The 3,715-nt window shown below is 69.7% G+C and carries 3 protein-coding genes; 1 reads left to right on the top strand and 2 read right to left on the bottom strand.

What is annotated here, in order from left to right:
- Positions 1-288: 288 nt before the first annotated feature.
- A complete protein-coding gene (locus tag AB0F40_RS27320) occupies positions 289-1,839 on the bottom strand; it encodes a SulP family inorganic anion transporter (RefSeq protein ID WP_357475443.1) in 1,551 nt (516 codons plus the stop codon).
- A 185-nt stretch (positions 1,840-2,024) separates the two neighbouring features.
- Between AB0F40_RS27320 and AB0F40_RS27325 the strand changes: the two genes are divergently transcribed.
- The gene (locus tag AB0F40_RS27325) at positions 2,025-2,417 is read left to right on the top strand and encodes a MerR family transcriptional regulator (RefSeq protein WP_357475445.1); all 393 of its coding nucleotides are present in this window, start codon (positions 2,025-2,027) and stop codon (positions 2,415-2,417) included.
- Positions 2,418-2,436: 19 nt separating this feature from the next.
- Here the strand turns inward: AB0F40_RS27325 and AB0F40_RS27330 are convergent, their stop codons facing one another.
- Positions 2,437-3,615, bottom strand: coding sequence for an AI-2E family transporter (locus AB0F40_RS27330; RefSeq protein ID WP_357475447.1), 1,179 nt, complete (start codon positions 3,613-3,615; stop codon positions 2,437-2,439).
- Between the last annotated feature and the right edge of the window lie 100 nt (positions 3,616-3,715).

Below are 3,715 nucleotides of genomic sequence, written 5' to 3' on the forward strand. Positions count from 1 at the left end.
CCGCAGTCGACGACGAGCAGCTTGCCGTCGTGCTCGAAGACCGTCATGTTGCGGCCGATCTCGCCGATGCCGCCGAGCGGGGTGATGCGCAGCGCCTGCGGCGGTGCGGCGGGCGGGCGGGCGAGGTCTCGTGGTGCGGTATGCATAGATGTCCCTCCGGAACAGGTTAGCCGCAAAGGCCCGGCCCCTCATGGCGTGGGACAGCCGCCAGGAGGGGTCGGAGCTCTGCGTGTCACGCCGCGGGTGCGGCGCTGTGAGTACTGCGGTGTCGCTGCGTCGGCCGGTGGCTCAGTGGCCGGCGCCGAGGTTGCCGGCGAGCCGCCCGTGCCGCGCTGCGGAGTCGTCATTCATGCCGATGATCGTCACGGTCTTGCCCTTGGCCTCGTACTTGGTCGTCACGGCGTCCAGCGACGCGACGGTCGAGGCATCCCAGATATGGGCCTTGGTCATGTCGATCACGATGTTCTTGGGGTCGCCCGCGTAGTCGAACTGGTAGACCAGGTCGTTGGACGAGGCGAAGAAGAGCTCACCCTCCACCGCGTACACCCGCTGGTCGTCAGCGTCCGATGCGTCGAGGCGCTTGACGGAGGTGAAGTGCGCGACCCGCTGAGCGAACAGCACCATCGCGACCAGCACCCCCACGATCACACCGTAGGCCAGGTTGTGGGTGGCCACGGTCACCACCACCGTCGCGACCATGACAGTGGTCTCCGACTTCGGCATGCGCCGCAGGGTCGCCGGGCGGATCGAGTGCCAGTCGAACGTGCCGACCGACACCATGATCATCACCGCGACGAGGGCCGCCATGGGCATGATCGCCACGACGTCGCCGAGACCGACCACGAGGATCAGCAGGAACACGCCGGCCAGGAACGTCGACAGGCGGGTACGTGCGCCCGAGGCCTTCACGTTGATCATGGTCTGGCCGATCATCGCGCAGCCGCCCATGCCGCCGAAGAACCCGGTCACGATGTTCGCGGTGCCCTGGCCCCAGGCCTCACGGGTCTTGTTCGAGTGCGTGTCGGTGACGTCGTCGACCAGCTTGGCGGTCAGCAGCGACTCCAGGATGCCGACCAGCGCCATCGCCAGCGCGTACGGCGCGATGATCTGCAGCGTCTCGAGGTTCAGCGGCACGTCGGGGAAGAAGAGGCTGGGCAGCGACTCCGGCAGCGCGCCCTCGTCACCCACCGTCGGCACGTTGATCGCCGCGACCACGACGGCGACCGTCAGCAGCACGATGGCGACCAGCGGGGCGGGGACCACCCTGGTCCACCGGGGCAGGAGCACCATGATCACGATGCCGACGGCGACCAGCGGGTAGACGATCCACGGCACACCGATCAGGTGCGGCACCTGGGACAGGAAGATGAGGATGGCCAGCGCGTTGACGAAGCCGACCATCACCGAACGCGGGATGAAGCGCATGATCTTCGCGACGCCGAGCACGCCGAGCACCACCTGGATGATCCCGCCGAGGATGACGGTGGCGATCAGGTAGTCGAGCCCGTGCTCGCGCACCACCGGGGCGATCACCAGCGCGACGGCGCCGGTCGCGGCCGAGATCATGGCCGGGCGTCCGCCGAGGAACGAGATGGTGACGGCCATCGTGAACGACGCGAACAGGCCGATCCGCGGGTCGACGCCCGCGATGATCGAGAAGGCGATCGCCTCCGGGATCAGGGCCAGTGCCACCACGAGCCCGCCGAGGACCTCGGTGCGCAGCGTCCGGACCGAGCTGAACGCGGCCCTGAACGAGCCGGAGGCGGCGGCCTCGGGCGCGCCCGTGACCTGGATCGGCACGGGGGCGGGATCAGGCAGGCCGGCGGGAGGCTGTGACACGCGGTGTTCCTTCGGGCTCTGGGACGCGGCGCGCCCCGAGGACCGAGGTCGCGGGACCCGGTCCGGTCGGACAGGACTGAGCACGCGACGCTGCGCACGAAGCTTGATGGGTCGGCGCCGAGCCACCGCGGACCGGTGGTGCACCAGGCGCAACTCTACCCTTACGTAAGGGTAGAGTTGCAAACATGGGCACCCCGGGCACCTCGACCACCATGCGGATCGGCACCGTCGCCGAGCGCACCGGCCTGTCCCTGCGCACCCTGCGGCACTGGGACGAGGTGGGTCTGGTCACCCCGTCAGGCCGCACCGACGGCGGGTTCCGGCTCTACACGGACACCGACGTCGACCGCATCCTGCTGGTGCGGCGCATGAAACCGCTGGGCTTCTCGCTCGACGAGATGGCCGGCCTGCTCGACGTCGTCCACCGCCTGGCCGGCGGCGAGACGATCGACCCGGACGGCGCCGACCTGCGCGCTCGGCTCGACGAGTTCACCACCACGGCCCGCGCGCGCCGGGCCGACCTGGCCCGCAAGCTCGACATGGCCGACGAGCTGATCGCCCTGCTCGGCGCGGTCTGACCCCACCGTCGCGCGCAGGTCACGCCTTGGCCGCGGACTCCGGGTCGCGCAGCATGTGCGACTCGACGAGCTCGTGGCGCCGGAAGTAGGTGGTCGCCACCGCCTGGACCGTCGCGGCGACGGGCAGTGCGAGGAACGCGCCGAGCACCCCGAAGACCGCGCCGAACGCCAGCACCACCAGCAGGCTCACCGCCGCGTTCATCTCCAGCGCGCGGGCGGACACCTTCGGGGCCAGGTACAGGTTCTCGAACTGCTGGTAGGCGATCACGAACCCGAGCACGCCAAGCGCCTGGGGCCAGCCCTGCGCGGTCAGCGCGACGATGGTGGGCAGCGCGCCACCCAGGTAGGCGCCGATCGTGGGCACGAACTGGGACACCACACCGACGAAGACCGCGAGCGGCACCGCGTACGGCGTCTGGAGGAACGCGAGGAACGCGAACGTGACCGCCGTCGAGACCGCCGCGAGGACCACGCGGGAGCCGATGTAGTCCGACACCTTGCCCTGGGTGATCTCCCACAGGTGCAGCATCTCCTGCTGCCGCGCCGGCGTCAGCCAGCCGCACACCGCTGCGCGGAACCGGGGCCCCGCCGCGAGCAGGTAGTAGGCGACGAGCAGGATCGTGAGGGTCGCGAGGAGGCCGCCCACCACGGTGGTGCCCACCAGCAGCGCCCCGGAGGCGACGTCGTCGCCGAACTCGTCCAGCGCCTGCCGCAGCAGGTTCTGCGTGTCGGGGACGACGACGTCGAAGCGGTCGACGAGGAAGTCCTGCAGGCCCGCGTAGAGCCGGGGGACGGACTGCGCGAGCTCGACGAGCTGCTGCACGAACAGGTTGCCGAACAGCGTCATGAGCACGATGACCACGACGAGCGAACCCAGCAGCGTGACCGCCGCGGCCAGCCCTCTGCGCCACCCGTGCCGCACGAGCCAGACCGTGCTCGGTTCGAGCGCCAGCGCGATGAAGAACGCGATGAGCACGTTGACGAAGAGTCCCTCGAGCGCGCCCAGCGCGTTCCACGCGAAGACCGCGAAGAAGACGGCCGCCACGGCCATGAGCAGTGCGCGGGGCAGCCAGCGCGGCGGGCGCGGCGAGTCGGGCGCACCGGGCGGCGCGACGGGCTGTTCGGTCGAAGTCTGTTCGGGACCGGTCGGCACGTCGGAACCGGTCCCGCCGGCGTCGGACGAGCTGGGCGACGTCATGCCCAGACCGTAATGCAAGGTACGGGCTTTCGAGGCCTAAGTTTCTTCTCTTTGAGCCGGCTCAAAGAGAAGAAACTTATGCCACGAAATGGAGTTTGGG

The sequence above is a fragment of the Promicromonospora sp. NPDC023987 genome (genome assembly GCF_040639055.1).
Classification (GTDB): Bacteria; Actinomycetota; Actinomycetes; order Actinomycetales; family Cellulomonadaceae; genus Promicromonospora.

Bases quoted from the DNA above. Each gene is read 5' to 3' on its own strand.
- AB0F40_RS27330 (WP_357475447.1), bottom strand. From the start codon at position 3,615: ATGACGTCGCCCAGCTCGTCCGACGCCGGCGGGACCGGTTCCGACGTG.
- AB0F40_RS27325 (WP_357475445.1), top strand. From the start codon at position 2,025: ATGGGCACCCCGGGCACCTCGACCACCATGCGGATCGGCACCGTCGCC.